The sequence below is a fragment of the Pandoraea pneumonica genome (assembly GCF_049918595.1).
Lineage (GTDB): Bacteria > Pseudomonadota > Gammaproteobacteria > Burkholderiales > Burkholderiaceae > Pandoraea > Pandoraea pneumonica_A.
The window spans coordinates 532,159-550,797 of sequence record NZ_JBNCRZ010000004.1 but is presented as its reverse complement, the minus strand read 5'-3'; the positions used below and the strand labels follow the sequence as shown (position 1 = coordinate 550,797).

21 protein-coding genes are annotated in these 18,639 nt (G+C 61.1%); 11 read left to right on the top strand and 10 right to left on the bottom strand.

Going from position 1 to position 18,639, the window contains the following annotated elements; all coding sequences use genetic code 11:
* Nucleotides 1-30 precede the first annotated feature (30 nt).
* Genes ACPWR9_RS19140 through dut form a run of 3 tightly spaced genes read left to right on the top strand, consistent with a single transcriptional unit; the run spans nucleotide 31 to nucleotide 2,819 of the window.
* Complete coding sequence (locus tag ACPWR9_RS19140) at nucleotides 31-1,257, top strand: MFS transporter (RefSeq protein ID WP_426330924.1); 1,227 nt, start codon at nucleotides 31-33, stop codon at nucleotides 1,255-1,257.
* Between the two features lie 19 nt (nucleotides 1,258-1,276).
* Nucleotides 1,277-2,341, top strand: a complete 1,065-nt coding sequence (locus ACPWR9_RS19135; protein ID WP_426330925.1) for an LLM class flavin-dependent oxidoreductase — start codon at nucleotides 1,277-1,279, stop codon at nucleotides 2,339-2,341.
* Nucleotides 2,342-2,372: 31 nt separating this feature from the next.
* Complete coding sequence (gene dut, locus ACPWR9_RS19130; RefSeq protein WP_039367384.1) at nucleotides 2,373-2,819, top strand: dUTP diphosphatase; 447 nt, start codon at nucleotides 2,373-2,375, stop codon at nucleotides 2,817-2,819.
* Between the two features lie 98 nt (nucleotides 2,820-2,917).
* On the opposite strand, the gene clpA is transcribed toward dut, so the two are convergent.
* Together clpA and clpS are read right to left on the bottom strand one after the other, a co-directional pair.
* Nucleotides 2,918-5,215 (bottom strand): ATP-dependent Clp protease ATP-binding subunit ClpA, encoded by a 2,298-nt coding sequence (gene clpA, locus ACPWR9_RS19125; RefSeq protein ID WP_426330926.1) that lies wholly within the window; start codon nucleotides 5,213-5,215, stop codon nucleotides 2,918-2,920.
* Nucleotides 5,212-5,526: an ATP-dependent Clp protease adapter ClpS gene (clpS, locus tag ACPWR9_RS19120; protein ID WP_010807118.1), complete on the bottom strand. Its 315-nt coding sequence runs from the start codon at nucleotides 5,524-5,526 to the stop codon at nucleotides 5,212-5,214. Before clpS ends, clpA begins: the two co-directional genes overlap by 4 nt.
* A gap of 443 nt (nucleotides 5,527-5,969) precedes the next feature.
* Here clpS and ACPWR9_RS19115 point away from each other — a divergent pair, with 443 nt between their 5' ends.
* Nucleotides 5,970-6,176 (top strand): cold-shock protein, encoded by a 207-nt coding sequence (locus ACPWR9_RS19115; protein ID WP_150680601.1) that lies wholly within the window; start codon nucleotides 5,970-5,972, stop codon nucleotides 6,174-6,176.
* A 598-nt stretch (nucleotides 6,177-6,774) separates the two neighbouring features.
* On the opposite strand, the gene ACPWR9_RS19110 is transcribed toward ACPWR9_RS19115, so the two are convergent.
* The 4 genes from ACPWR9_RS19110 to ACPWR9_RS19095 all read right to left on the bottom strand — a co-directional run bounded on the left by ACPWR9_RS19110 (nucleotide 6,775) and on the right by ACPWR9_RS19095 (nucleotide 10,021).
* Nucleotides 6,775-7,089: a non-heme iron oxygenase ferredoxin subunit gene (locus ACPWR9_RS19110; protein WP_426330927.1), complete on the bottom strand. Its 315-nt coding sequence runs from the start codon at nucleotides 7,087-7,089 to the stop codon at nucleotides 6,775-6,777.
* A gap of 12 nt (nucleotides 7,090-7,101) precedes the next feature.
* Nucleotides 7,102-7,575, bottom strand: a complete 474-nt coding sequence (locus tag ACPWR9_RS19105) for an aromatic-ring-hydroxylating dioxygenase subunit beta (RefSeq protein WP_426330928.1) — start codon at nucleotides 7,573-7,575, stop codon at nucleotides 7,102-7,104.
* A 14-nt stretch (nucleotides 7,576-7,589) separates the two neighbouring features.
* A complete protein-coding gene (locus ACPWR9_RS19100) occupies nucleotides 7,590-8,813 on the bottom strand; it encodes an aromatic ring-hydroxylating dioxygenase subunit alpha (protein WP_426331108.1) in 1,224 nt (407 codons plus the stop codon).
* 134 nt (nucleotides 8,814-8,947) lie between these two features.
* Complete coding sequence (locus ACPWR9_RS19095; protein ID WP_426330929.1) at nucleotides 8,948-10,021, bottom strand: 2Fe-2S iron-sulfur cluster-binding protein; 1,074 nt, start codon at nucleotides 10,019-10,021, stop codon at nucleotides 8,948-8,950.
* A 167-nt stretch (nucleotides 10,022-10,188) separates the two neighbouring features.
* Here ACPWR9_RS19095 and ACPWR9_RS19090 point away from each other — a divergent pair, with 167 nt between their 5' ends.
* The gene (locus ACPWR9_RS19090) at nucleotides 10,189-11,094 is read left to right on the top strand and encodes a LysR family transcriptional regulator (RefSeq protein WP_426330930.1); all 906 of its coding nucleotides are present in this window, start codon (nucleotides 10,189-10,191) and stop codon (nucleotides 11,092-11,094) included.
* 50 nt (nucleotides 11,095-11,144) lie between these two features.
* Here the strand turns inward: ACPWR9_RS19090 and ACPWR9_RS19085 are convergent, their stop codons facing one another.
* Both ACPWR9_RS19085 and ACPWR9_RS19080 read right to left on the bottom strand, forming a co-directional pair.
* On the bottom strand, nucleotides 11,145-12,260 hold the full coding sequence (locus ACPWR9_RS19085) for a hypothetical protein (protein WP_426330931.1): 1,116 nt from the start codon (nucleotides 12,258-12,260) through the stop codon (nucleotides 11,145-11,147).
* A gap of 114 nt (nucleotides 12,261-12,374) precedes the next feature.
* On the bottom strand, nucleotides 12,375-13,118 hold the full coding sequence (locus ACPWR9_RS19080) for an SDR family oxidoreductase (protein ID WP_426330932.1): 744 nt from the start codon (nucleotides 13,116-13,118) through the stop codon (nucleotides 12,375-12,377).
* 109 nt (nucleotides 13,119-13,227) lie between these two features.
* Here ACPWR9_RS19080 and ACPWR9_RS19075 point away from each other — a divergent pair, with 109 nt between their 5' ends.
* Nucleotides 13,228-14,151 carry a LysR family transcriptional regulator gene (locus tag ACPWR9_RS19075; RefSeq protein WP_426330933.1) on the top strand — a complete coding sequence of 308 codons (924 nt, stop codon included), beginning with the start codon at nucleotides 13,228-13,230 and terminating at the stop codon, nucleotides 14,149-14,151.
* A gap of 73 nt (nucleotides 14,152-14,224) precedes the next feature.
* Here ACPWR9_RS19075 and ACPWR9_RS19070 read toward each other — a convergent pair whose 3' ends face one another.
* Nucleotides 14,225-14,584, bottom strand: a complete 360-nt coding sequence (locus ACPWR9_RS19070; RefSeq protein ID WP_426330934.1) for a VOC family protein — start codon at nucleotides 14,582-14,584, stop codon at nucleotides 14,225-14,227.
* Between the two features lie 164 nt (nucleotides 14,585-14,748).
* Between ACPWR9_RS19070 and ACPWR9_RS19065 the strand changes: the two genes are divergently transcribed.
* Together ACPWR9_RS19065 and ACPWR9_RS19060 are read left to right on the top strand one after the other, a co-directional pair.
* Nucleotides 14,749-15,189: a hypothetical protein gene (locus ACPWR9_RS19065; protein WP_426330935.1), complete on the top strand. Its 441-nt coding sequence runs from the start codon at nucleotides 14,749-14,751 to the stop codon at nucleotides 15,187-15,189.
* Between the two features lie 338 nt (nucleotides 15,190-15,527).
* Nucleotides 15,528-15,836 carry a hypothetical protein gene (locus tag ACPWR9_RS19060; RefSeq protein ID WP_426330936.1) on the top strand — a complete coding sequence of 103 codons (309 nt, stop codon included), beginning with the start codon at nucleotides 15,528-15,530 and terminating at the stop codon, nucleotides 15,834-15,836.
* A gap of 45 nt (nucleotides 15,837-15,881) precedes the next feature.
* On the opposite strand, the gene icd is transcribed toward ACPWR9_RS19060, so the two are convergent.
* Complete coding sequence (gene icd / locus ACPWR9_RS19055; RefSeq protein ID WP_426330937.1) at nucleotides 15,882-17,135, bottom strand: NADP-dependent isocitrate dehydrogenase; 1,254 nt, start codon at nucleotides 17,133-17,135, stop codon at nucleotides 15,882-15,884.
* Between the two features lie 210 nt (nucleotides 17,136-17,345).
* Between icd and ACPWR9_RS19050 the strand changes: the two genes are divergently transcribed.
* From ACPWR9_RS19050 to ACPWR9_RS19040, 3 genes are all read left to right on the top strand, one after another.
* The gene (locus tag ACPWR9_RS19050; protein ID WP_426330938.1) at nucleotides 17,346-17,936 is read left to right on the top strand and encodes a pseudouridine synthase; all 591 of its coding nucleotides are present in this window, start codon (nucleotides 17,346-17,348) and stop codon (nucleotides 17,934-17,936) included.
* A gap of 52 nt (nucleotides 17,937-17,988) precedes the next feature.
* Nucleotides 17,989-18,234 (top strand): hypothetical protein, encoded by a 246-nt coding sequence (locus ACPWR9_RS19045; protein ID WP_426331119.1) that lies wholly within the window; start codon nucleotides 17,989-17,991, stop codon nucleotides 18,232-18,234.
* 127 nt (nucleotides 18,235-18,361) lie between these two features.
* Nucleotides 18,362-18,574 carry a hypothetical protein gene (locus ACPWR9_RS19040; protein ID WP_058375815.1) on the top strand — a complete coding sequence of 71 codons (213 nt, stop codon included), beginning with the start codon at nucleotides 18,362-18,364 and terminating at the stop codon, nucleotides 18,572-18,574.
* Nucleotides 18,575-18,639: the final 65 nt, after the last annotated feature.

The window sequence follows — 18,639 nt, the reverse complement described above, 5'->3', positions numbered from 1 at the left end:
CCTTCTGGGCCGCACAACAGAACAAACAAAATGACGCAACCCGCTCCGACTTCGCGGCCGGTGGTCAGTGTCTACAAGACACTGAGCATGCTCGCCGCCATCATGTTCTTCGGCTTCATGACCATCGGCATGCCACTGCCCGTGCTGCCGGTGTATGTCCACGAATCGCTCGGCTATGGCTCGTTCATCGTCGGCGTCACCATCGGCATCCAGTCCGTCGTCACGCTGTTGCTGCGCTCGTACGCCGGACGCACGGTCGATACGCGTGGCCCGCGTCGTGCCGTACTGACCGGCCTGTGTGGCTGCGCCGCCGCCGGGGTGCTGTACCTGATCGCCTCGGTGATGCCGAATCCCGCGCTCGCGCTTGGCGTGCTGTTCGCCGGACGCGTCGTGCTCGGTTTCGGCGAGAGTCTTCTGCTCACTGGGGGGATGTCGTGGGGCATCGGCTTACTCGGCGCATCGCATGCCAGCAAGGCGATCTCGTGGCAGGGCATTTCGATGTACACCGCCATCGCGGCCGGTGCGCCGTTCGGTGCTTATCTGCTGGAAGCGGCGGGTTTCACCGTCGTGTCGCTGGTCAGCATTGTCGTACCGGCGATTGCCTTCGTGATCGCGCAACGCCTGCCTGCGGCGGCACCGGTCGGTGGCACGCGTTTGCCGTTCTTCCGTGTGGTCGGATTGGTGTGGCGCCCTGGGCTCGCAATGACGCTCGGCAGCATCGGCTACGCCGTGATTGCGGCGTTCATCACGCTCTACTACGCCAGCCACGGCTGGACGGGTGCCGCGTACGCGCTCACGCTCTATAGCGGCTGCTTCATCGGCATGCGCGTGCTGTTCGCGCACTCGGTCGATCGCTTCGGTGGACGCCGCGTTGCCATGTGCTCCCTCGTGTTCAGCGCGATCGGACAGTTTCTTCTTTGGAAGGCCGTCAATCCGCACATGGCATTGATCGGTGCGGGGTTGACCGGTCTCGGCTTCTCGCTCGTGTTCCCGGCGCTCGGCGTGGAAGCGCTGCGCTCGGTGCCGCCGCAAAACCGTGGTGCGGCACTGGCGGCGTATTCGGGCTTCTTCGATCTGGCGCTAGGTCTCATCGGCCCGATGGCCGGACTCGTGGCCAACTACTTCGGCTACGCCTCGATCTTCCTGTGCGGCGCGCTTGGCGGCGTCGTCGCCATTCTGATGATTGCGCGCTTGCCGCATGCAAGCGCAGACCCCACACCGGCTGGCCCCTCCGGGCCTGCTGGCGGTGCTCACTAAGTTGCATGGAATCGATGCCATGACGCAAACCCGCAATCGCATCAAGCTCTCGGTGCTCGACCAGACACCGGTGATTCACGGCCACACGGCGGCAGATGCCATCGCGGCCACCGTGGAGTTGGCACAAGCTGCCGACGATCTCGGTTACACGCGCTACTGGTGCGCTGAACACCACGGCTTGCGCGGCGTGGCTAACCCCGCGCCGGAAGTCATGATTGCGCGTCTGGCGAGTGTGACGAAACGCCTGCGTGTCGGGTCGGGTGGTGTGATGCTGCCGTATTACAGCCCGTTCAAGCTTGCCGAACAGTTTCTGATGCTCGAAGCACTGTTTCCGAATCGCATCGATCTCGGTGTTGGACGTGCCCCCGGTGGCGACATGCGCACCGCGCGCGCCGTCGCCAAGGGACCGTACGACGCTGGCGAACACTTCCCACAGCAGGTCGCCGAGCTAGCCGGACTCTTCGACGGGACGCTGGCCGACGATCATCCGTATCGCGGCGTGCTGCTGCAACCGGCTATCGAAACGCGTCCGGAGCTATGGGTGCTGGGGTCGAGCGAATTCGGCGGGCTGCTCGCTGCACAGCTTGGCTTGCGCTACTGCTTTGCGCATTTCATCAACGCGCATTACGGCCATCGGGTCACCGAGGCGTATCGCGAGCGCTTCACGCCGGGACAGTTGGATAAGCCCTACTGCTCCGTCGCACTCTTCGTGATCTGCGCGGATACCGATGCCGAAGCGGAAGCGCTCGAGGCCGGTGTCGACCTGCGCCGGGTGCAAATGGCGTACGGGATGAACGAGCCGATTCCGAGCCTCGAACAGGGCGCCGACGCCAAGCCGCAATACCGTGAACGGGAGTTGTCAGTGATCGCGCGAGAGAAGCCGCGTAGTATCATCGGCACCCCGGAACGGGTGACCGCTCGCGTGCTCGAATTGCAGGAGCAGTTCGATGCCGACGAGATTATCGTGCTGACGGTGGCGGGCAGCTATCGCGCCCGTCTACGCTCGCACGAATTGCTCGCGCAAGCGTTTTCGCTCTCGGCGACCGATGCAGCCGCCGACACCAACGCCGCGACTCCCGACTGATTTTTCACTGATTTACGCCCAAGCCAACGCCATGAAACTCGACGTTAAGATCCTCGACGAACGCCTGCGCTCGCAGCTCCCCGCTTACGCCACGCCGGGCAGCGCCGGCCTCGATCTGCGCGCCTGCCTCGACGCACCGCTCACCATCGCCCCGGGTCAAACCGTGCTCGTGCCGACGGGTTTGGCAATCCACCTAGCCGATTCGGGCTACGCCGCGCTGATCCTGCCGCGCTCGGGTCTCGGCCATAAGCACGGCATCGTGCTCGGCAATCTGGTCGGCTTGATCGACTCGGATTACCAAGGCCAGTTGATGGTGTCGACGTGGAATCGCGGCAACGAGCCGTTTGTGCTCAACCCGTTCGAGCGTCTGGCGCAACTGGTGATCGTGCCGGTCGTGCAAGCTGAGTTCAATCTCGTGGACGAATTCCCCGAGAGCGATCGCGGTGCAGGCGGCTTCGGCAGCACGGGCAAGCACTAAGTCTCAGACGCATGCGTCGCTGGAAGTTTGCGGCGCGCGCGCCCAAGAAAAAACGCCGCATATAGCGGCGTTTTTTCATTCCCACATCGAAGGTTCGATTACTCGACTTCGGCGGCTTCCGGCTCCGAGCGAGCGTTGCCGTCCTCGGGGAACGACAGTTGCACCTGATCGTGCTCGTCGAGATCGACGGTCACACGGCCGCCAGTCGTCAGACGCCCGAACAGCAGTTCGTCGGCCAAAGCACGGCGAATCGTGTCCTGAATCAGACGCTGCATCGGACGTGCGCCCATCAGCGGATCGAAGCCCTTCTTCGACAGATACGTGCGCAGCTTGTCGGTGAAGACAACCTCGACCTTCTTCTCGTGCAGTTGATCTTCCAACTGGATGAGGAACTTGTCGACCACGCGCAGGATGATCTGCTCGTCGAGCGGCTTGAAGCTGATGATCGAATCCAGACGGTTACGGAACTCCGGCGTGAACATCCGCTTGATGTCGGCCATCTCGTCACCGGCCTGACGCTCGTTCGTGAAGCCGATGCTTGCACGGTTGATCGTCTCGGCACCGGCATTCGTCGTCATGATGATGATGACGTTACGGAAGTCGGCCTTGCGTCCGTTGTTATCCGTCAGCGTGCCGTGGTCCATCACCTGAAGCAGCACGTTGAAGATGTCCGGATGCGCCTTTTCGATTTCATCGAGCAGCAGCACGCAATGCGGCTTCTTCGTAATCGCTTCGGTGAGCAGACCGCCCTGATCGAAGCCCACGTAGCCCGGCGGCGCGCCGATCAAACGGCTAACCGCGTGGCGCTCCATGTATTCCGACATGTCGAAGCGAATCAACTCGATGCCGAGCGTGAACGCCAGTTGCTTGGCAACTTCGGTCTTGCCGACACCGGTCGGGCCCGAGAACAGGAACGCGCCAATCGGCTTGTCCGTCTTGCCCAGCCCGGCACGCGACATCTTGATCGCGGCCGACAGCGCATCGATGGCCGGGTCTTGCCCGAACACCACGCTCTTCAGGTCGCGATCGAGCGTCTGAAGCTTGCCGCGATCGTCGGCGGACACGCTTTGCGGCGGGATACGCGCGATCTTCGAGACAATCTCTTCGATCTCGCCCTTACCGATAGTCTTCTTCTGCTTCGACTTCGGCAGGATGCGTTGCGCGGCACCCGCTTCATCGATCACGTCGATCGCCTTGTCCGGCAGATGACGGTCCGTGATGAACTTGGCCGACAACTCGGCAGCCGCCGACAGCGCGCTCGACGAATACTTCACACCGTGGTGTTCTTCGAAGCGCGACTTGAGTCCGCGCAGGATCTGCACGGTTTGCTCGACGGTCGGCTCGTTCACGTCGATCTTCTGGAACCGGCGAGAAAGTGCTGCATCTTTCTCGAAAATGCCGCGATATTCCGTGAACGTGGTGGCGCCGATGCACTTGAGCTGCCCCGACGACAACGCCGGCTTGAGCAGGTTCGACGCATCGAGCGTGCCGCCCGATGCAGCACCTGCACCAATCAACGTGTGAATTTCGTCGATGAACAGAATCGCGCCCGGACGCTCCTTGAGCTCTTTGAGCACCGCCTTCAGACGTTGCTCGAAGTCGCCGCGGTACTTGGTACCGGCGAGCAGCGCGCCCATGTCCAGCGAGTAGACGGTAGCGTCTTGCAGAATCTCGGGCACTTCGCCGCGCGTGACGCGCCAGGCGAGGCCTTCGGCAATTGCCGTCTTGCCCACACCGGCTTCACCCACGAGCAGCGGATTGTTCTTACGACGGCGGCACAGCACCTGCACCACGCGCTCGACTTCCGACTCGCGACCGATCAGCGGATCGATCTTGCCGTCGCGGGCGAGCTGATTGAGGTTCTGCGTGTACTGCGCCAGCGGGCTTTCCTTGGCGCTCGCGCCCTCTTCGCCCTCTGTGCTGCCTTCGCCGGCCTTGGCCGATTCACCCGCCGCACCGGTTTTGGTGATGCCGTGCGAGATGAAATTGACCACGTCCAGACGCGTCACGCCCTGCTGTTGCAGGTAGTAGACGGCATGGGAGTCCTTTTCGCCGAAGATGGCGACCAGCACGTTGGCACCGGTCACTTCCTTCTTACCGTTGGAAGTCGACTGTACGTGCATGATCGCGCGCTGAATCACGCGCTGAAAACCGAGCGTGGGCTGGGTGTCGACTTCGTCGCTACCTGGCACGGTCGGCGTGTTGTCCGCGATGAAGTTGCGCAGGTTCTGGCGCAAATCGTCTAGATTCGCCGCGCAGGCACGCAACACCTCAGCAGCGGTGGGGTTATCCAAGAGGGCGAGCAACAGGTGCTCGACCGTGATGAATTCATGTCGGGCCTGGCGCGCTTCCATAAACGCCATGTGCAGGCTGACTTCCAATTCCTGGGCAATCATGCTTCCTCCATCACGCACTGCAGCGGGTGCCCGGACTGCCTTGCATGGCTAACTACTTGCTCAACTTTGGTCGCCGCGACGTCGCGCGTGAAGACCCCACAAACTCCCCTGCCCTCTCGGTGGACCTTGAGCATGATCTGCGTGGCAGATTCCCGGTCCTTATTGAAATATTCCTGAATGACCATCACCACGAACTCCATCGGGGTGAAATCGTCGTTCAACAGTACCACCTTGTACATCGAAGGCGGCTTGAGCTGTTGCTCTTGCCGCTCCTGTACGGTGTCGTCATGCGTTGTCGGTAAGGTTGCCATACGTGGATTCTAAACAACTCCGGGGCGCAGGAAGCAATCGAAGCTCCTATTGCCGCCTGCCGCCGGTGTCCACCGGAATGCCAACACTCGCCAAATCGCCGCGTGCGTTGTCCAGCAAGGCGCCGCAGCCCCGACCACCGGGGGTGCCACACCCATATGAGTCAGCTTAACCCAAATTTCAAGGGCGCGTCGCGGCACTGCTTATGCCCTCCTAGATATAAGGGTAAAACCTGATCGAACTCATGTTCTATTGGCGAAAAAGGGCTTGACACTATTGGCAGTTACCGAAAACAATCGTCGTGGCGCTTTTCCTCTATAAGCGTTTTAAAAGAAAAGATGCCTGGGTGAGCCTAAGAAGCCGCCGCACCTAGTCGGCGGGTTTTTCAGATGTGCTCGTTGTTGCGGTGATATGTAGTAGTCGTAATTGTTTAGGGGAAGTTTGTATGGCAACCGGTACGGTCAAATGGTTTAACGATGCCAAGGGTTTTGGTTTCATCACGCCGGATGAAGGTGGCGAAGATCTGTTCGCTCACTTCTCGGCAATCCAGATGAACGGCTTCAAGACCCTGAAGGAAGGCCAGCGCGTCTCCTTCGAAGTGGTGCAAGGCCCCAAGGGCAAGCAGGCTTCGAACATTCAGGCCCCGACCTGATAAGCTGCGCTTCAACGCATCGGAAACCCGGCTTCGGCCGGGTTTTTTATTGCGCCGCACAAATGTTGCACCACTTCGAATCCACTTCGTATCCATTCCATAACTTTTGGATCCGGTTGTGAATGCAAAGTAAAGCGCAACTTTCCACTCCGCATCTCTCATCCCGCACAATTTATCCGCGTTTAATCGCCGATAAAACCATTCGCATAGCAATATTCCACTCAGTTATTAAAATAACGCCGGTGCGTCGTGAGTTGCGGAAATCAATTACGCAATTACCTGAATTGACTAAGTATTCCTACGCAGGCAACTGTCCGACAACGTGAACCAAAAGCCATAGATAAACGCCGGAAAGAAATAGCTTTTTTAACGATTGCGCGCCCCGGAAAACGAAGGATGTTGCGGTCGTCCGGCACGGTTCATATGTATCATTCAATAAATCAATGAATCATATGATCCACCCGGGTTGTCGTTGCCCCCATCGGCCGGTACGGGGTGATGCGGCCACTCGAAGCGCTGTCGTGCAAATGCGACGGGCCGCCTCGCAGGCAGCCCGTTTGGATGGATTTCCCTAGACTGGCACCGCGCCAGACAGCCGTCAGCCTAAATCGACGTAGACCGTACCGGCTTCGATCCGGATGGGGTAAGTCTTCACTGCCTCAGTTAGGGGCGCGCACATCGCCGCGCCAGTGCGCACGTCGAACTTGCCCTGATGCAACGGGCACTCGATCTCGTGCCCCTCCAGAAACCCGTCGCACAACCGCGCGTTGCCATGCGTGCACAGGTTGTCGGTAGCGAACACCTCGCCCTCCACGCCGTAAAGGGCAATCTCGCGCCCACCGACCACGACGCCGATGACGTCGTCCTCGGGAATGGCGTCGCGTGCGCCCGCCTCGATCCAATTACCGCTCATGATGTCCTCGTTTCAAATCGGGTAGATCAGCGAGTTGGGGATCATCTCGCTGTCGAAAATGCACAACCGCGACGCGAACTTCCATCCGTCGTCGGTTCGTTTGACGATGTCCAGGTACCGACCGACCGAGAGAATGTCGGTGAGCTGGTCCGGCTTGGTCCGAAAGACGGCGTAGTTCGATTCCACGTGCAACGTCGTGTCGTCGAGCGCCTTGATCGTCGGCAGGCCAATCACATGGCGCTGGTAGTACGGGTCATGAAAGAGCGTGTCGCGAATGCCATAAATGCGGTCTTTCAGCATGCCGCGGCTCTCGAACGACAGCGTGGCCAGCGGCAGCCCCATTTCATGGTTTTCGCGCGGCTGCACACGGTAGATGCAGTCTTCGAGGAAGAATTCGGGCCAGGCATCCCACTGCTGAGCGTCGAGCGCCGCCGCATAGGTGGCGTTAAGCTCGACAACGGCTTGAAACGTCGCAAAATCGACCATGTTCTCGTTTCTCCTCAAACGCCCATCACCCGACGCCAGTACGCGTACATGCCGCGAATCAGCGTCTCGGTCACCATGTGGTCCGTGTTCTCTACCCCTGTGCCGCCTAATTCAGCGAGCACCCGGTGCCACGGTTTCTGCTCAAACCCTTCCTGCGAACATTCGATAGCCTCGCCGTCGTCGGCGGAGACAAACCCCGCCGGGCCGAACAAATTCGCCTGGCGCAAGCGGCGTTGCGTCATCTCCTCGGTGTCGTCTTCGAAGCCGAAGTGCGTCCATACGAAGTCGAACGAATCGTGGCCGCGCGGTTGGATATGGCGCGTCGATACCGAGTTGACCTGTTGTTGGAGGATGACGCTGGGGAAGAGCGTCATGAGTACCGCTGTCGGCCCCTTCCACCAGTCTTCCTGCACGATGTCGAGAAAGCGCATGTCGTTGAGCGACATCGTTTCCTTGAAACTCGATACGCCCGACGTGACTTCACCGCCACCGCCCTGCCCGCGCGTCGAGATCATGGCGGCGTGACGTCCGTGCTCATCCATCACCAGACGCGATTTGTTATCCGCGCGCCAAAGCCCGAACGTGACGAACCACGTATGCAGCAGTCCCGGGTGGTAAGGGTCTTTGATGTTCTCTTGCATCAGCTTCCAGTTACCCGGAATTCGCTGCTTGTTGTAGCCGAGCAGTTTGAGCTTGCGTCCGTCGAACAACCGGTCGAAGTAACCGCAGATTTCAGGGCCGAGAAACGCTTCGAGCGACTCGATCTCATGATCGAACGAGGCGAAGATCACGCCGCCGCGCGTCGCTACCTTGAGCTTGGTCAGACCGTGGTCTTCCGGCTTGAAGTCCTTCGGCATACCACCGTTGACTTTGCCGTCCTGCTTCACGCCACGCCGAAACGGCACGCCCTGAAGATTGCCCTTGAGGTCGTAATTCCACTGGTGATACGGACAATGAAAATCGGTGCGGTTGCCGCGTTTCTCGCGACAGAACTTCATGCCACGGTGCGCGCAGACGTTCTCGACCACGTTGATTTCGCCGCTCGCATCGCGCGTGACAATCACCGAGCGCTCGCCGATGAGGGTGCGCTTGAAGTCACCCGGATTCGGCACTTCAGCTTCCAGTCCGACGTAGTTCCAATGGCCGCGATAGAAACACTGTTCCAGCTCGCGGCGGTACAAGTCGGCGTCGGTGTAGACGCGAAAGGGAATACGGCTCGTGCCCTCGGCAGGCCACATGTCGGACGTGGCCGACGCGTCGCACGTGTCGTGCGTGTCGGATATGTGTGGCGTTGCCGGCTCGCGTCCGGTCTGCGGTGTTGTACTCACGGTTGTCTCCTTTGAGGAATTCTCGAAGCGAAGGCGGTGCAGCGTTAGGCCACCTTGGCGTAGAAAGCGTCGGCGTAGATATGCGAGGCGTCGATGCCGCGCGCGCGCAGCAGTGCCGTTGCCGCGTCGACCATGGGCGGAGCGCCGCACAGATAGGCGCGCCAACCGGCCAGCGCATCGGCACCCGCGAAGTCGGCGGCAACCGCGTCGGTCACGTGGCCGAGTCGTATCGACGGGCCGCCATTGCCCGACGCTGCGGGCGTGTCAGCGCCAGCTTCGGCCCCCCCGGTCTCACCGCTCGTCGTCACGACATGCAGCCGCAGCATGCCGTCATGACGCGCAGCTAATTCACGCAGCCACGCGAGGCCGTAGACGTCGGAAGGTGAACGCGCGCCCACGTAGATTTCAATCGGATTGGTCATGCCGCGCGCGATCGCCCCTCGCACGATGGAGAGCACAGGCGCAAGCCCAGTCCCACCCGCGACGCACAGCATCGGCCCTTCGTGCCGAGTGCGCAGGTACGACGTGCCGAGCGGCCCCGACACTCGCACGGCATCGCCCACCTTCAATTGCTCGGCGACATAGCCCGTGACAGCCCCACCTGGTACACGGCGGATATGAAATTCAAGCGTGTCGTCGCCGTCGATCCCGGCCATGGAATACGGGCGAACGTGATCGGGGGTGAATTGCAGCGTCGCGTACTGGCCCGGTGAAAAACTCAACGGTTTGGCCGGTTTGAGCACCAGTCGCTGGATATCGTGAGTGAGCGGTTCGATCGCAAGCACCGTCGCCTTGAGAATCTTCGCGGGATGCACGACGACCTCGTCGACCTCCGGCAATTCGATCTCGCAATCGCCGTGGACCGTCGCCTGACACGCCAGCACATAACGGGCGTCGGTGCCCGCCTCGTCAGCGGCGTCGGCACCGGCGTTATGCCGATACTCGTAGCCGCCCGCCTCTTGCACGTCGCCCGAGACCACTTTGCAGCGGCACGTGCCACAGCGCCCGGAGAGGCAGCTATATGAAATGGGGATCTGGCGATCGGTGAGCGCCTTGAGCAGGTTGTCGCCGGGCACGGCGGCAAAGCGCTCGCCAAGCGGTTGCACGCTGACTTCCATGGGGATTTGTCTCCGTTCTGTCGGCACCCGTTGGGTACCGTTCGTGGCGTTCGCTTGTGACCATCGGGGGTCATTCGACGCCGTTTGAACGAAGCATCGCGCACGCGATGATATAAACCAATAGAATCTCGCTTATATGACTCATAGATTCTGGTGATAACACGGCCATGGACTTACACACCGTCGATCTGAACCTGCTGGTGGTCTTCCAGCATCTGTACAACGCACGGCGCGTTTCGCGCGTGGCTGAGGCGCTGGGCGTTACGCAACCTGCGGTTAGCAACGCCCTTGCGCGGCTGCGCAAGTTGTTCAACGACGAGCTGTTCGTTCGCACGTCGCGCGGCATGCTGCCCACGCCGATGGCCATCGAACTGGCGGAACCGGTGGCCGCTGCGCTCGACGCACTGCATGGGGTGTTCAATCGACAGGTGGCGTTCGATCCCGCGACGAGCCGCAAGGCGTTTCAAATTGCGATGACCGACATCGGTGAAGTGCATTTCCTACCGCGTTTGATGCACGCGTTGGGCGAGCAAGCGCCGGGCATCACAGTGAGCACGGTGCGCAACACAGCGATCAATTTGCAGGAGGAAATGGCGGCCGGCCAAGTCGATCTGGCCGTCGGGCATCTGCCGGATCTGACGTCGGGGTTCTTTCAGCGGCGACTCTTTCGCCAGAAGTACGTGTGCATGTTCCGCCCCGGGCATCCGCTCGACCAGGCGGGCGGCGTGTCGCGAGACGACTTCGAACGCGCCGAACAGGTGGTCGTCGTCGCGGCGGGCACCGGGCACGGACAAGTCGATGAGTTCATGACGCGCGCGCACGTGCATCGCAATATTCGTCTGCGTGTGCCGCACTTCGTTGCGTTGGCCGACATTCTTCACGCCACCGACCTGATCGCCACCGTCACCGAGAAATTCGCGCAGCGAAGCGCGCAGCACTTCGGCCTGCGCTACGTCGATCACCCGATCGATGTGCCCGATATCCAGATCAATCTGTTCTGGCACGCGCGCTTTCATCAAGAGCCTGCGAGTCAATGGATCCGCACGCTGCTATTCGATTTGTTTTCGGAATAGCGATATGGCGATAGCCGCGGCAATGACGCGGGGCGGCGCGAACGCATCGATCACCGCCCGTGCCATGTTTCCCAAAGCCCTCGCCAGAATGCGTTGGCATTGCGACGCGCACGCCATCGCATATTCGGCAGCGAGACGGCGAGCCATTGCGACGCGTCGTCGATACGACGCTCCGTGAATCGGTGCGGCGCGTTGAACAAGTCGAGATACGCCTGCCGGTAATGCTCGACCATCGCGCTTTCCTGATAGTAGGTCTCCATCCAGCGGCGCGAGGCGGCCCCGATTTGCGCTCGCAGCGAGGCGTTGGTAAGCAACTCGACGAGTGGCGCTTCGGCCGCTTCGAGCGGCACGTCGACCCATGGCAATTCCCACGCCCCGGTCAGACGCCGAAGTTGCGCCTGCACGCGGTTATCGAGATGACCGAGGGTCGGCTTGCCCTGCGAGAGCGCTTCGAGCCCCGAGAGGTGATAGTTGCCCGTCACGCATTCGTCGAGTGCAATGGCCGCGCTTTGCTTCAGGCGAAGGCATTCGTCGTGTGGCGTGCCGGTGATTAAGCGCACTTCGCATAAGCCCCGGCGCTCGAGACGTCGCAGCAGCCGCAGCGTCTGCGGCGCGCCCTTGGTCTCCCAGCGCTTGCGCCAGCCCGACGAGCGGCCGCTGGGTGAGAAGACCACCACCGGCCGCCCCGTATCGCCCGCCAGTTCTGGCTGCGGCAAATAGCGCGGATCGTTGAGCGGCACGATATTGGGCACCACGCGCGCGAACGGATAGAACCGCTCCGGACCTTGGGCGATGACCAGTTGCGGGATCGGATCGTTGACGATTCGCTCACGCATCTCGGCGTCCTCGCGCGCCCACAACTCCGGCGCGGAGTGAAACTGCCGGATCAACTTCTTATCGGTAAATAGCTGGGGGAAGTCAGCGCCGAACGTCTTATCCATCGGAAATATCTGATGGATGTGAATAACGTCGGCCGCCGCAATGACATCGAGCGCCACATCGCGTTGGCGTTTCCAGTCGATATCGACGGCGAAGGTGCGCGTCTGATACGCCGCCGCATCGAAGACGATGTGCCGTGCTTCGATATCGGTATGCCGGTTGAGCGCCGAGACAATGTTGCCCGGACTGCCCGCCACCGGCGTGTGCGAGATGTGGACGACCTTCATGCCCCGCAGTCTACCCCCCGCCTTCGCCCCTGAGGTTACGTGGCGGGGGGACGCTGCTTACGCGCCATTACGGCCGTAACACTTCGCGTACATCGCGTTGCCTTATGCGTCGTCTTACGCGTTGAAACCGCCGTCGATGGTCAGGCTGGCCCCGGTCACGAAGCCCGCCTCGTCGCTGGCGACGTAAGCCACCATGGCAGCGATTTCCGACGGTTGGGCGTGCCGATCCAGTGCCATCAGGCCGTGCATCACACCGGCGAAGTCCCCCGTCTCGGGGTTCATATCCGTGGCGGTCGGCCCCGGTTGCACGTTGTTCACGGTGATACCGCGCGGACCGAGATCACGTGCCATGCCTTTGACCAGTCCGACAAGCGCCGACTTGCTCATCGCGTAGGCTGCGCCGCCAGCGAACGGCATACGATCGGCGTTGCACGAACCGATGTTGATGATGCGCCCACCATTGCCCATATGCGCCAGTGCTGCCTGCGACGCGACAAACACCGAACGCACGTTGATGTCGAGAATTCGGTCGAAATCTTCCAGCGCCATGTCGGCGACGTTGGCCATCGTGAAAACGCCTGCGTTGTTCACCAGAATGTCGATCTTGCCGAACTCGCGCGCAGCATCGTCGATCGCGTTACCCAGTGCGGACGCATCGGCAGCGTCGGCCTGCAACGCCAGTGCACGGCCACCGGCGGCACGAATGCGCGCGGCGATGGCTTCGGCTTCGGTCTTCGAGCCCTTGTAGGTGAAGGCGACGGCCGCGCCGTCGTCCGCCAAGCGCTGCACGATAGCCGCACCGATACCGCGCGAACCACCGGTCACAAATGCCGCTTTGCCTTGAAATTTCGTTGCCATGATGTCACTCCGTTGTCGGGAAAAAGTGAGGCCAGTATGGTCGGCCGATTACCTTCCAACTAGTCCATAATCCGGATCATCGTTTTCAACTTATCGGAACAGGTGACGCATGGAAGCCTTGAACCTGCTCGAATCGTTCGTCCTCAGTGCGCGTACCGGGAGCTTCTCGGCGGCGGCACGGCGGCTTGGCATCACCCCTGCCGCCGTCAGCAAGAACGTGGCGCGACTGGAGGCGCAAATCGGCCTGCGGCTGTTTCACCGCAGCACACGCAGCTTGACGCTGAGTGCGGGCGGAGAGTCGTTCCTGCGCGAAATCGATGGGCCCTTCGCGGCGCTCAACGATGCCGTCGCGCGGGCGGCCGAGCGCGAGAGCGCGCCCTCGGGCGTGCTCAAGGTGAGCGTGGCGCATGCATTCGGGCGCCAGTATCTGGTGCCGCTACTCGGCGATTTTCTTGCGCGCTACCCGGACATCGTGCCCGACTGGCGCTTCGATAACCGCGCGGTGGATGTCGTTAGCGAGGGCTTCGATGCCGCCATCGGCGGGGGGATCGAATTGACGCCCGGGGTGATTGCGCGGCGTCTGGCACCGACGTACACGGTGATCTGCGCGTCACCGGCTTATATGGCCGAGCGCGCGGCGCCGAAGCATCCGTCGGAGCTCGCGTCGTTCGATGGCGTGATGCGCCGCTCGGGCATGTCGGGACGTATTCGGGCTTGGGAGTTGCGCAACTCTCGTGGCGAGCGGATCAACGTGGAGGCGCGCACCCGCATGATCTTCGACGATCCCGAGGCGATGGCGCATGCGGTAGCGCTGGGGTACGGCATCGCATTACTGCCGATGCCTCACGCCGCACCGCTGCTCGACGCCGGACGATTGGTGCGATTGCTGCCGGGCTGGTGCGAAGAATACGGCGGACTGTTCGTCTATTACTCGAACAAGAAGCAGTTGCCGCTGCGCACGCGCGTGTTTGTGGACTACGTGGTGCAGGCCTTCGAAACGCAGAAACTGGCTGCGTATTTCGACGGACGGTGAGTTCGGCGCAGTCGCTGGCGACTACGGCCACTGAGGCGACCGAGGCAACCGAGGTGAATGCGGCAATCGCGCGTTATCGATGCGCGAGGATGTTGAGAAGACGGCCGAGCGGATCGCGCACGTAGAAACGGCGCACGCCCCACGGCTCGTCGGCCGGACCGTAGACGATGTCAACGTCGGCACCGCGCATGAGGGCGAGCGCTTCGTCGACATCATCGACTTCGATCGACAAATCCGGCACTGGGGTGCCCCCACCGCCCTCGGTGGCGACACTCATCTGCACGGTCATTTTCTCAGCGCTGCCGTACATGGCGATCCAGCCGTGATCCATCAACAAGTCGAGGCCCAGCAACTCGCCGTAAAAATGCTGTGCGGCTTGCATCGCGTCTGGCGACGGCGCGGCGAGATTGGCGACGATGCGGTTGACCTTCATGGGCCGGCTCCTTGGGGATCCTGTGAGTGGGATGGGGGCGATACCTACCTTGCCCACCTTGCTATACGTGCTCGTGTGCACTGTAATTGAATCGTCGCGCCGACGCGATGACGGGATACGAGAACATCCCAGCGTCGGCCGCCCGGGGGCCGGGAGATCCGAAGATGGATACCGCCAACGCCGCATCCCGGTTTGCGAGCCGGTTGAGCGTCTTCATGTCCGGCGTGCTATTCGCCGTCGCCGCATTCGCGCAAGCGAGCTATCCGCCACCGACCAACGAAGTGAGCGTTGCCGTCGGCGAGAAGGTCGCGATCTGGGTACAGCCCAACTACAGCGTCCTATGCCGCTCGCTCGGGCAGCCCACGTTTGAACTCGACTCCGCGCCCACACTCGGTGAAGTTTCTGCGGAGTGGATCGACTACACAGTCCCCGCCGGACAACGCTGCGAAACGATGCGATTTCCCGGCATGATCGTCTGGTACCAGGCGGGCAAAGTCTCGGGCACCGACGTCGTGACATGGACCGTGGGTTTTCCGCGCGAACTCACGAGCCGGGTGCCCGCCACTGGCGATCATCGGGTCACGACAACCGTCGTCATTCAATAGCGGCTTTCGCTTGTTTTCACTCTTTAGGATGAATCGGAATTGCGGGCCAAACGGCCGGTAAACGCTTGCGCTCGACGTATGGCGGCGAAATAGAATTTGTCACGTCCCCCATTTCTCTTTCGTCGCTTTCGCATGTCGAGCGCAGGTTTCCAATGATCAGTCTCTCTCCTCAAACACGCGCGAAGCTTCGTGGCGTGGCAAGTTATACCGTCATCGGTATCTCGGTGACGGGTGTCACCATCGGCCATATGGATCTCCCTTTTGACCCGCGCTACATCGGTGCCGCGGTGGGCGCATCCGTGTCAGCGATCTGGCTCTTTTGTCGAAGGTGATCTTTGATGTTGCCGAATTTCATTCTTGACGGGAACTGGGTCGAGTACGGCGCCTTCCTCCACGGCGCGATCTATGTGACATGGCGAATTTGGCAAACGCGTCGCATGCCGAGTGTCGCAGCCCCTATTCGCGCCGAAGAGTTTGCGTTTGGCGTCGGACTCTTTCCCCAATACTTGATGCTGTTATCCGTCATGTCGTCGACGATCGTCCAAGGCCTCGCCCAGTCCAGCCAGTTGAGTCTTAGCGTTGCGGGGAGCTATGCACTTGCCGCCATGTGGCAAGAACGCCAGGACGGGCGCTCGCGTGCCCGTTAGCGCGACGAAACGCAGCGACGGCGGCCTTCGCCGCCGTCTCACGCCTTACATGTTCTCGATCATGACATCGCCAAAGCCTGAGCAAGACACTTGCGTTGCGCCTTCCATCAAGCGCGCGAAGTCGTACGTCACCTTCTTCGAGAGAATCGATTTTTCCATCGACGCGATGATCAAATCTGCGGCTTCGGTCCAGCCCAAATGACGCAGCATCATTTCTGCCGACAGAATCTCGGAGCCCGGGTTCACATAATCCTTGCCCGCATACTTCGGCGCCGTGCCGTGGGTGGCTTCGAACATCGCCACCGAATCCGACAGGTTCGCGCCCGGGGCAATACCAATGCCGCCCACTTGCGCGGCGAGCGCATCCGAGACGTAGTCGCCGTTCAGATTGAGCGTGGCGATGACGTCGTACTCGGCAGGACGCAACAGAATCTGTTGCAGGAACGCGTCCGCGATCGAGTCCTTGATCACGATGTCTTTACCCGTCTTCGGGTTCTTCACCTTGCACCACGGACCACCGTCGATCTCCGTGGCACCGAACTCTTTCTTCGCGAGTCCGTAACCCCAATCGCGGAACGCCCCTTCGGTGAACTTCATGATGTTGCCCTTGTGCACGAGCGTCACCGAGTCTCGGTTGTTGTCGATGGCGTACTGAATCGCCTTGCGCACAAGACGCTCCGTGCCTTCGCGCGACACCGGCTTCACACCGATACCCGACGTCTGCGGGAAGCGAATCTTACTCACGCCCATCTCGTTTTGCAGGAACGCAATCAGCTTCTTCGCCCCCGCGGACTCGGCCTCCCATTCGATGCCCGCATAGATGTCTTCCGAGTTCTCGCGGAAGATCACCATGTCGATTTTCTCCGGCTGACGCACCGGCGACGGCACCCCCTTGAAGTACTGCACTGGGCGCAGGCAAACATAAAGGTCGAGCTGCTGGCGCAGTGCCACGTTCAGCGAACGGATGCCACCGCCCACCGGCGTCGTCAGCGGCCCCTTGATCGAGACGACGTAATCCTTCACCGCATCGAGCGTCTCGTCGGGCAGCCAAACGTCGGGGCCGTAGACGCGCGTCGACTTTTCGCCCGCGTAAATCTCCATCCAACTGATCTTGCGCTTGCCGCCGTACGCTTTCTCCACGGCGGCATCGACCACCTTGAGCATCACCGGCGTGATGTCCACGCCCGTGCCATCGCCCTCGATGTACGGAATGATCGGCGTGTCCGGAACGTTCAGAGAGAAGTCCTTGTTCACGGTGATCTTCTCGCCGGCCGGGACCTTGATGTGCTGATACGACATGGTGGGACTCCAATTGGATAGATCGGATAACGCACGCGGGCGGCGGTATCGCCATCGGGTTGACCGCCCTATTGTAGCCACAGCGGTAGTGGCAGCGTTTGTCGCTACGTACAGAAAGTCTCAAGTCTTATATAAGACATAAGACTGATTTTTCGGATTATGCATTAACATGTCGGACCTGAACAGCTGTTCCGATTTTCTTCCCCCGGTATGACACTTCTCGCGCTCAACAAGCCATTCGGCACGATCTGCCAGTTCTCGCCGCACCCGACGCGCCCGACGCTCGCCGAATGCGTGCAGCGTCCGAACGTCTATCCGGCCGGACGCCTCGACGCCGATAGCGAAGGTCTGCTGCTACTCACCGACGACGGCCGGCTGCAAGCGCGCATCGCGGAACCCGAGCGCAAGTTGCCCAAGACGTATTGGGCGCAGGTCGAAGGGGGTTACGACGAATCTGCCGTTGCACGATTGCGCGCCGGGCTCGATCTGGGCGACTTCGTCACGTTACCGTGCGAAGCCCGCGAAATTCCTGAGCCCGAATCGCTGTGGCTTCGCGATCCGCCGATTCGCTATCGCGCAAGCATCCCCACCCATTGGCTCGAGATCCGGCTCGTCGAAGGCAAGAACCGTCAGGTCAGGCGCATGACCGCCGCCGTGGGAAAGCCGACCTTGCGACTCGTGCGCGTAGCCATCGGCCCGGTCGACATCTTTGCGTTGAACCTCGCGCCCGGTCAGTGGTGCGAACTGCCGCAACAAATACTTACACTTTCCAGTCAACGGAGCAGTCGCCCGGCTCGTTGAGGGAACAGGTGCGCAACATACGCACCACTAACTGAAACGAGGAAACCAAGTCATGAACAAACTGCTGCTCGCACTGACCGCCGGCATGATCGTGTCCGGCGCCGCGATGGCCCAACAATCGGCGCCGGCCACGGCGCCTGTCGCGCCGGCGGCGCCCGCAGCAGCAGCACCCGCTCCGGCGGCGGCAGCTGCCGACAAGGCCGCGCCTGCCAAGAAGTCCACGCACAAGAAGCATCACCACAAGAAGTCGGCCAAGAAGGGCCCGGCCACGCAGCCGCCGACTGGTAACAAGCCGTAATACTTCACTTAGTAAAAATCCGCGAGTGAGTTGTCAACCGATGTCCTGACCGGACGTTATTAGAGGTGACTCACTTCGCGGGTCAACGAGTTCACCACCCAAACATCGAGCTTCAACGAGGAATCTCATGAAAAAACTGATCGCTGCCCTGGTCGCTGGCCTGTTCGCAACTGGCGTGTTTGCTCAAGCTGCTGCTCCGGCCGCTCCGGCTGCTGACGCTGCTCCGGCTGCCGCCGCTAAGCCGGCTGCTAAGAAGAAGTCGACGCACAAGAAGTCGACTCACAAGAAGTCGGCGAAGAAGGCTTCGGCTGCTGAAGCGCCGGCCGCCGCCAGCAAGTAAGTACCGCGTCGCGCAGCTTCTCTACGCAACTGACGGTAATAAGCAGGTTGCTCATGCAACCTGCT

What these genes read in the sequence shown, in the direction of transcription:
- ACPWR9_RS19115 (WP_150680601.1), top strand. Translation starts at nt 5,970, where the DNA reads ATGGCAACCGGTACGGTCAAATGGTTTAACGATGCCAAGGGTTTTGGT.
- icd (WP_426330937.1), bottom strand. Translation starts at nt 17,135, where the DNA reads ATGTCGTATCAGCACATCAAGGTCCCGGCCGGCGAGAAGATCACCGTG.
- ACPWR9_RS19105 (WP_426330928.1), bottom strand. Translation starts at nt 7,575, where the DNA reads ATGGTCGATTTTGCGACGTTTCAAGCCGTTGTCGAGCTTAACGCCACC.
- ACPWR9_RS19095 (WP_426330929.1), bottom strand. Translation starts at nt 10,021, where the DNA reads ATGGAAGTCAGCGTGCAACCGCTTGGCGAGCGCTTTGCCGCCGTGCCC.
- ACPWR9_RS19040 (WP_058375815.1), top strand. Translation starts at nt 18,362, where the DNA reads ATGAAAAAACTGATCGCTGCCCTGGTCGCTGGCCTGTTCGCAACTGGC.
- ACPWR9_RS19100 (WP_426331108.1), bottom strand. Translation starts at nt 8,813, where the DNA reads ATGTGGCCTGCCGAGGGCACGAGCCGTATTCCCTTTCGCGTCTACACC.
- clpS (WP_010807118.1), bottom strand. Translation starts at nt 5,526, where the DNA reads ATGGCAACCTTACCGACAACGCATGACGACACCGTACAGGAGCGGCAA.
- ACPWR9_RS19090 (WP_426330930.1), top strand. Translation starts at nt 10,189, where the DNA reads ATGGACTTACACACCGTCGATCTGAACCTGCTGGTGGTCTTCCAGCAT.
- ACPWR9_RS19065 (WP_426330935.1), top strand. Translation starts at nt 14,749, where the DNA reads ATGGATACCGCCAACGCCGCATCCCGGTTTGCGAGCCGGTTGAGCGTC.
- ACPWR9_RS19110 (WP_426330927.1), bottom strand. Translation starts at nt 7,089, where the DNA reads ATGAGCGGTAATTGGATCGAGGCGGGCGCACGCGACGCCATTCCCGAG.
- ACPWR9_RS19050 (WP_426330938.1), top strand. Translation starts at nt 17,346, where the DNA reads ATGACACTTCTCGCGCTCAACAAGCCATTCGGCACGATCTGCCAGTTC.
- ACPWR9_RS19070 (WP_426330934.1), bottom strand. Translation starts at nt 14,584, where the DNA reads ATGAAGGTCAACCGCATCGTCGCCAATCTCGCCGCGCCGTCGCCAGAC.
- ACPWR9_RS19075 (WP_426330933.1), top strand. Translation starts at nt 13,228, where the DNA reads ATGGAAGCCTTGAACCTGCTCGAATCGTTCGTCCTCAGTGCGCGTACC.
- clpA (WP_426330926.1), bottom strand. Translation starts at nt 5,215, where the DNA reads ATGATTGCCCAGGAATTGGAAGTCAGCCTGCACATGGCGTTTATGGAA.
- dut (WP_039367384.1), top strand. Translation starts at nt 2,373, where the DNA reads ATGAAACTCGACGTTAAGATCCTCGACGAACGCCTGCGCTCGCAGCTC.
- ACPWR9_RS19140 (WP_426330924.1), top strand. Translation starts at nt 31, where the DNA reads ATGACGCAACCCGCTCCGACTTCGCGGCCGGTGGTCAGTGTCTACAAG.
- ACPWR9_RS19060 (WP_426330936.1), top strand. Translation starts at nt 15,528, where the DNA reads ATGTTGCCGAATTTCATTCTTGACGGGAACTGGGTCGAGTACGGCGCC.
- ACPWR9_RS19045 (WP_426331119.1), top strand. Translation starts at nt 17,989, where the DNA reads ATGAACAAACTGCTGCTCGCACTGACCGCCGGCATGATCGTGTCCGGC.
- ACPWR9_RS19085 (WP_426330931.1), bottom strand. Translation starts at nt 12,260, where the DNA reads ATGAAGGTCGTCCACATCTCGCACACGCCGGTGGCGGGCAGTCCGGGC.
- ACPWR9_RS19080 (WP_426330932.1), bottom strand. Translation starts at nt 13,118, where the DNA reads ATGGCAACGAAATTTCAAGGCAAAGCGGCATTTGTGACCGGTGGTTCG.
- ACPWR9_RS19135 (WP_426330925.1), top strand. Translation starts at nt 1,277, where the DNA reads ATGACGCAAACCCGCAATCGCATCAAGCTCTCGGTGCTCGACCAGACA.